Source organism: Nostoc sp. CCY 9925 (assembly GCF_963920935.1).
In the GTDB taxonomy this organism is placed as follows: domain Bacteria; phylum Cyanobacteriota; class Cyanobacteriia; order Cyanobacteriales; family Nostocaceae; genus Nostoc.
On record NZ_CAWUDO010000195.1, the window covers coordinates 1 to 6,738 of the forward strand.

Annotated in this window: 9 protein-coding genes; all 9 read left to right on the forward strand. The window is 37.9% G+C overall.

The window, feature by feature from the left end:
• Nucleotides 1–1,060: efflux RND transporter permease subunit (locus tag ACM0OY_RS38870; protein ID WP_414574044.1), on the forward strand; the 1,060-nt coding region annotated here is incomplete at its 5' end.
• Between the two features lie 163 nt (nt 1,061–1,223).
• Nucleotides 1,224–1,754: a hypothetical protein gene (locus ACM0OY_RS38875; protein ID WP_414574045.1), complete on the forward strand. Its 531-nt coding sequence runs from the start codon at nt 1,224–1,226 to the stop codon at nt 1,752–1,754.
• Nucleotides 1,755–1,891: 137 nt separating this feature from the next.
• Nucleotides 1,892–2,806 (forward strand): cation diffusion facilitator family transporter, encoded by a 915-nt coding sequence (locus ACM0OY_RS38880; protein ID WP_414574046.1) that lies wholly within the window; start codon nt 1,892–1,894, stop codon nt 2,804–2,806.
• A gap of 4 nt (nt 2,807–2,810) precedes the next feature.
• Nucleotides 2,811–3,086: a hypothetical protein gene (locus tag ACM0OY_RS38885; RefSeq protein ID WP_414574052.1), complete on the forward strand. Its 276-nt coding sequence runs from the start codon at nt 2,811–2,813 to the stop codon at nt 3,084–3,086.
• Nucleotides 3,014–3,286, forward strand: a complete 273-nt coding sequence (locus tag ACM0OY_RS38890; RefSeq protein WP_414574047.1) for a hypothetical protein — start codon at nt 3,014–3,016, stop codon at nt 3,284–3,286. Before ACM0OY_RS38885 ends, ACM0OY_RS38890 begins: the two co-directional genes overlap by 73 nt.
• A gap of 192 nt (nt 3,287–3,478) precedes the next feature.
• A complete protein-coding gene (locus ACM0OY_RS38895) occupies nt 3,479–3,943 on the forward strand; it encodes a DUF2808 domain-containing protein (protein WP_414574048.1) in 465 nt (154 codons plus the stop codon).
• A gap of 364 nt (nt 3,944–4,307) precedes the next feature.
• A complete protein-coding gene (locus ACM0OY_RS38900; protein WP_414574049.1) occupies nt 4,308–4,796 on the forward strand; it encodes a DUF2808 domain-containing protein in 489 nt (162 codons plus the stop codon).
• A gap of 240 nt (nt 4,797–5,036) precedes the next feature.
• Nucleotides 5,037–5,348 (forward strand): hypothetical protein, encoded by a 312-nt coding sequence (locus ACM0OY_RS38905; RefSeq protein WP_414574050.1) that lies wholly within the window; start codon nt 5,037–5,039, stop codon nt 5,346–5,348.
• Nucleotides 5,349–5,958: 610 nt separating this feature from the next.
• Nucleotides 5,959–6,738 (forward strand): two-component system response regulator RppA (gene rppA, locus ACM0OY_RS38910; RefSeq protein ID WP_414574051.1); only part of this gene is annotated, 780 nt, incomplete at its 3' end.

Here is a 6,738-nt window from a genome sequence, read left to right on the forward strand (position 1 = left end):
AAGTTTTAGCGATCGCACTTTTTTACCCGACCTCACAAAATCGCGTTGCTCCCAACCGCAAGTACCAATTAAACAGGTACAAATTCAATTCGACCGCGACGCAGCAGCCCGCTATGGTTTAACTATTGGCGAATTGTCAGAGGTAGTAGAGACTGCACTGAATGGGCGAGTCGTTTCCCAAGTATTGGAGCAACAACAAACCTTTGATATGGTGGTTTGGTTGCAAGAAAAATACCGTAACAATATTGAAATTATCGGAAATTTGCTAGTTGATACACCCAACGGACAAAAAATTCCCTTAGCCCAAGTCGCAAAAATCAACTATGCTACAGGCCCCAATACCATCAACCGCGAAAACGTCTCTCGCTATATTGTCGTATCCAGCAACGTGGCTGGACGAGATTTGGGTTCTGTAATTAAGGATATTCGGGAGAGAGTTAAGCAACAGGTGCAATTACCCTCTGGATATTTTATTGAATACGGTGGTCAATTTGAAGCGCAGGAGGGAGCGACGAAAACTTTACTTTCGGCTGGTGCATTAGCATTTATGGCGATCGCACTTATCCTTTACTTTGCTGTTAAATCAATTCCTGCAACCATCATGATTTTAATTAATTTGCCTTTGGCATTAATTGGTGGTGTGATTTCCATAGCCTTGACAAGTGGCATCATTTCCGTAGCTTCAATGGTAGGATTTATTACTCTATTTGGTGTAGCAGCACGTAACGGACTTTTGTTGGTTGAGAACTACAATGCCAGATTAGCAGAAGGACAACCTTTACCGCAGGTTTTGATGGAAGGGTCGATGGAACGCTTAGTTGCTATTTTGATGACAGCATTGGCTTCAGCATTGGGTATGGTACCACTGGTAATTGGTAGTGGTGCAGGCAAGGAAATTCTTCAGCCATTAGCCGTTGTAGTATTGGGTGGATTGTTTACCTCTACTGCTTTAACCCTGTTAGTACTTCCAGCTTCATATATGCAGTTTAGAAGATTTTTGGTGCCGAGAAAGGCTGAACCAATTATTCAGCCAGAAATTGGACGAGAAGCTAGAGCCTAGTAAAGCTTGGCGGAATTTAAAATGGGCTACGCTTCACTACGCTAACGAAATTAGGAATTAGGAATTCCTATACCCCAAGGGTTTCATTGATTTGAAATGGATGATTTACTTACAACGTGCTGTATTAGTTTTTAATTCACAAAACATCAAGGAGTTTGTATTAATGAAATTTCTGAAGACCAGTTTAGTAATTGTTAGCAGTATAGGATTAATTTTTTTGAGTGCTTGTAATAGTGGGAATCAAGCCGCTAACTCGGAAAGTGCTAGCAAGACTGCAACTACACAAACAAATACCAAAACTGAACCCATTGCTAAAACTGGGGAAGCGCATAATGAAAACGACGGTCATGCTCATAATGAAAAAGGCAATCAATCTAATAATGGAGAGCATAAAGGTCAAGTTATAGAGTCGGGCAAATATCATTTAGAGTTCAAACAAAATATAGAAAAAGATTCTACTCATTTAGATGTGAGCGTACACGGCGAGCAGGACAAAGCAATTACTGATGCCAAGCTCACGGCTCAAGTTCAGCTACCAGATGGCAGTAACAAAACCCTACAAGTTCCTTATAATACCGAGGAAAAGCAATACACAGCAAAGCTGCCTGCAACTGCAACGGGAGAGTATAAAGTTGTTATTCAAACGGATGTAAAAGGTGAGAAATTTAATGGTCGCTTTACCTTTAAACGATAATCCGAGCAAATAAATAATTAGCGATAAGTGAAACTGCAATAACCGAATTTTTTTCCTTACTCAAACATATACTTAAAGGCAAGTAACAAACTTGTTAAACCATAGAAGTTCTCTCCACCGGAGCGTGAAAGGCAGTTATGTCTCATAATCATAGTCACGGACACGACCACGGTGGCAGTAATTACAACCGTGCCTTTGTTATCAGTGTCGCTCTCAACACTGCTTTTGTCGTCATCGAAGCAACCTATGGCATTGTTGCTAACTCCCTTGCTTTAATTGCCGATGCAGGTCACAATTTAAGCGATGTTCTGGGTTTACTACTTGCTTGGGGAGCAAGCATCCTCGTCCGTCGTAGCCCGACATCACGTCGCACCTACGGGCTGCGTCGTTCTTCAATTTTGGCTGCGCTTTTAAACGCTGCTTTTCTCCTAGTTGTTTCTGGCGGTATTGGCTGGGAAGCAATTCAACGGTTTCGTGAACCTGCTCCGGTAGCAGGAGGAATAGTAATTACAGTAGCAGCTATAGGAGTTTTCATTAATACAGTAAGTGCTTTAATGTTCTTGTCGGGGCGTAAAAGTGACTTGAACATCAGAGGCGCATTTTTGCATCTAGTTGCAGATGCTGCGGTATCTGTAGGGGTTGTACTAGCTGGTATTGCAATTATTGCTACAGGTTGGCTGTGGTTTGATCCGGTGGTGAGTTTGATTGTTACTGTGGTGATTGTAGCTGGCACTTGGGGACTTTTGCAGGAATCCTTGAATTTAATTACAGATGCTGTACCAGCAGGAATAAAACCTTTGGCTGTCCGTACTTATCTAACCGAACTCCCTGGCGTAACTCAAGTTCACGACTTGCATATTTGGGCAATGAGTACCACAGAAACAGCACTGACTGCTCACCTTGTCATTCCAGCAGGTTATCCTGGTGATACTTTTTTAGCACGGGTAGTCCGTGAGCTTCACGATAATTTCAGCATTGAACACCCAACTATTCAGGTGGAGACAGGCGATCCGAGTTACCAATGTCCTTTTGCTCCTGATAACCTAGTTTAATTCAATGAACAAGCAGACAGCGAAGATTTCTATGTCGCTCTTTGCGATCGCAGACAAACGGTTGGCGGTAGCGCTCCACCAAAGCATCCCACTGCACGACGAAGATGCTTCCAGTCTGCTTTTGTTGCTTCTATACACTGAGAACAAGTCGATTTGTATCAAGTTTTTAACTTTAAGTCAAGCAAAATTATTAGTTATATTTCCTAATTGTCATTTATTATATTATGTGCCTTTGGTAAGCAGCAGCTTATCACTATTCAATTTTTTAGTGCTGACTTAATTTATGGCTTAAGCGGCTCCGCGAAAGCTTTTTTCATTATTATCACTACTGATATCTTTGTCGGCTATCACTCTACCTATGGCTGGGAAATAATTTTAGAAAATACCTCAAAGTATTTTGATATTCCAGAAAATAAAAGTCTGATTTTACTATTTATTGCTTCTGTCCCAGTTGTCATAGATACAATTTTCAAATATTAGATTTTTCGCTACGTCAACCGCAGTTTTCCTTCAGCCGTGGCTACTTACCATAACATGAATGAATAATTTTCCCAAACCAGCCAAAATTTCATCTTGATTTCATCATGACCTGTCAAAATCATAATGTAAAGGTTCATTCAATAAGTAAAAATATGTAGCTTATTCTACATAAAATTTACTTATAAATTCCAGATGAAGAAAACATTGATTTACACAACTACAGTGTTTGCTCTTGCCACTACAGCTTTCTTTTCCCTTAGTCATGCAAGTGCTAAAGAGACTAACATTGATAATAACTTGCAATATCCTGCTAATAGTTGGCGGCTTGTCAAACATACTTTTCGGTTAAACATCCCTCAAAATAACAACCCTCTTTCCCAACTTATTATAGAAACTCCATCTACTGTAGCAGTGAGTAATAACATTGATGTCTTCGATGCGAATGGTCAGAAAATTAATACTAATATTTCCGTCAATGGCAAACAGATTATTATAGATTTCCCTGAAAAGGTTATTTCTAACACTAAACTCTTAGTTAATTTTAATCAAGTTCAACAACCAGTGACAGGCCCACCTTCGATATACCGCTTTTCAGCAAAGGTTGTTGGTAGTGATATAGATATTTCCGTTGGTGTAGCTCAATTCCCTACATTTTAATTCTTAAATTTTGACATTAATCAAAAATTTCATCTTGATTTCATTTAGACCTGTCAAACTGATCAATAAAGGTAGTATACCTTTTAGACTTCAAACAGTAAACAAGTTAACGGTAAAATTTCTAACTTCTTTTAACTAACGTGTAAGCGTAGACTGACTTTTCATAGAAGTTTTTGAAAATGTTGGTATTACGAGGTCTAAGAGTGTAAAAGCTTAAAATCTTTACACCTAATCTTAATTTTCACATTGTGAAAATTAAGAAATGTAGAAGGTAGTTAATGTTAGTTTTACCAGATTGTTACGTATTGATTTATCACAGATTAATTTTGATTGGCTGACATTAATAATTAAGTGAGGAGTAAACATGAAGAAAGTTCTAAATTACGTTGCTATATCTACTCTAGCTGCTGCACTTTTAATTCCTGCCAACTATGCAAGTGCTAATGAAGAAGATGGTAATATTCCTCATGTTGATGGGAACTCTCAATTTCCTCAGACTCGCTGGTCGGCTGTTAGACATACTTTGCGTGTACACGTTCCCAAAAATAGCAAGAGTGTTTCGCAGTTAAAAATTCAAGTTCCAAATACTGTCAGGTGGAGTTATGATACTAATAATGTTGTTATAAAAGAAGAAAATGGTCGAAAAATTAATACTGATGTTTCTGTAAATGGCAAAACTATACTGTTAGCTTTTAGCGAACCAATTGTCCCTAATACTAAACTAAAAATTGACATCAAGAATGTCAAACAACCATTTCTTGGTAATGGCCCTGTCTACCATCTATCTGCTAATCTTGTTGGCACTAATGCAGAAATACCTATAGGTGTAGCTAGATTTCGTATAAATCCTTAAACTTAGCGCTATTCAATAAATAAAGTTTCTGAGATTTAACTTAAAGTTAAATCTCAGGAGCTTTTTTGATTTTTTAACACAATTTTCCAAATATTATTAATAATTTTAAATTATTGATAATTAATAACTATGGTTTAAATTTTACGTAAGATAAGAAGATTTTATCTGTATTTCATCAATACCTTTCACAATTATAGATATAGAGATAATTAACAGATTAACAAAATAAGGGAAATATTGATGAAAAAGCTGATTTACACATTTACCTTTACCTTAGTTATTGGATCTTCAGTTCCTACTGCTTGGACGAAAAATCCAAATGATGCTAAAATTTTCCATCTCCGAAATAGTGCTACTGTTCCTAATAATGCCCGTACTCAAGATGCTATTCATAAGTTTGATGTTCATGTCCAAGGTAAAGCTCTTTCAGAATTGACGATTGATTTCCCAGAGGGGGTAAGTATTAGGGCAAACGCATCTAAATTACTCTTGATCACAACGAAGCTTAAGAACCAACGAAAAAATCAGGATTTCGCGTTTGATTATTTTTAAAGCCCCAAAGCGATCGCCTAATTTCTTCGCAATAAGCAAAGGTTAATGACATTATTTTTAGCTCTATTGAGAATAGGCTTCACTTATTGACATGATGCGGCCGCCCTAGGGTAAGTATTGATAAAGAAATTGAGATCCAAAATAAATTAAGTCAAAAATTTCCGACAACGGTTTCCATTAACAACAGAAAAGCTACAGTAGCTTTTTCAGAACCAGTAGCCAAACTAATACTTATTTGTTAGTACATAAACTAAATCAAAACCCTAGCTTTTGATTTGTGTATTGTGGTTCGGGTTAAGTGCAATTAGAGATTTTATGAGCTGACTTAATATTTCATCTTGATTTCATCGTTACCTGTCAGAATAAAAATAACTCAGTAGACCTATTGTAATTAGTTAAACTTGTTAACTTCTCTAACAGAGTATCACTAATACCAATCGAGCAATAGAATGTACTGAGTTTTTCTTATAGATTATCTACTACCAAGGCGTGGCATCTCTTTATACTCTTAGATAGCTTACTCGTATACATTATTTAATAACCCAAAATTTCATCCTAATTTCATAAACTTCTGTCAATCTGTTTCTAAGGGATAACCCTGTTATTAACTATGCTGATTTCACAAAATTGCCACGAACCTTTAACCTTTCAATTTGATATGCGGATACTGCTAGTCGAAGATGAGTCAGATTTGGGCGCTGCTATTAAGCGAACGCTGAAGCAGCAAAAGTATTTAGTTGACTGGGTAATGGATGGTAATGAAGCATGGGCATATTTAGAAAATAGTTCGGCACAATATACAGTGGCGATTTTAGATTGGATGCTCCCAGGATTTACTGGTTTGGAATTGTGTAAAAAGCTGCGTTTAAAAGGAAATTCTTTACCTGTCTTGATGCTCACAGCTAGAGATAGCATGGAAGATAAAGTTGCTGGCTTAGATGCGGGTGCTGATGATTACTTGGTGAAGCCTTTTGGAATGGCAGAATTACTGGCAAGGTTGCGGGCATTGCAGCGGCGTTATCCCCACTTACAACCTCAACAACTAACCGTTGGTAACTTTACTTTAGATTACAGCAATAGTACAGTTGTCGGTCAAAATACGACGGGGGAAAAACAGGAAATTTCCTTAACTAATAAAGAATTCCAACTGGTGGAATATTTGATGAAGCACCCCAATCAAATTGTTACCACGGAACAGATTCGCAATCAGCTTTGGGAAGTGAGTGCAGAACCTGCTAGCAATGTGGTAGCAGCGCAAGTACGTTTGTTGCGTCGCAAACTAGCCTGCTTCGACTGCGCTAACCCAATTGAAACTTTGCACGGTATGGGATATCGTCCAGGGCGAACGCATCTAAATGTAGTACATATATACTTAAAGAAGCTTAATCGC

Bases quoted from the DNA above. Each gene is read 5' to 3' on its own strand.
- ACM0OY_RS38875 (WP_414574045.1), top strand. From the start codon at position 1,224: ATGAAATTTCTGAAGACCAGTTTAGTAATTGTTAGCAGTATAGGATTA.
- ACM0OY_RS38880 (WP_414574046.1), top strand. From the start codon at position 1,892: ATGTCTCATAATCATAGTCACGGACACGACCACGGTGGCAGTAATTAC.
- ACM0OY_RS38885 (WP_414574052.1), top strand. From the start codon at position 2,811: ATGAACAAGCAGACAGCGAAGATTTCTATGTCGCTCTTTGCGATCGCA.
- ACM0OY_RS38895 (WP_414574048.1), top strand. From the start codon at position 3,479: ATGAAGAAAACATTGATTTACACAACTACAGTGTTTGCTCTTGCCACT.
- ACM0OY_RS38900 (WP_414574049.1), top strand. From the start codon at position 4,308: ATGAAGAAAGTTCTAAATTACGTTGCTATATCTACTCTAGCTGCTGCA.
- ACM0OY_RS38905 (WP_414574050.1), top strand. From the start codon at position 5,037: ATGAAAAAGCTGATTTACACATTTACCTTTACCTTAGTTATTGGATCT.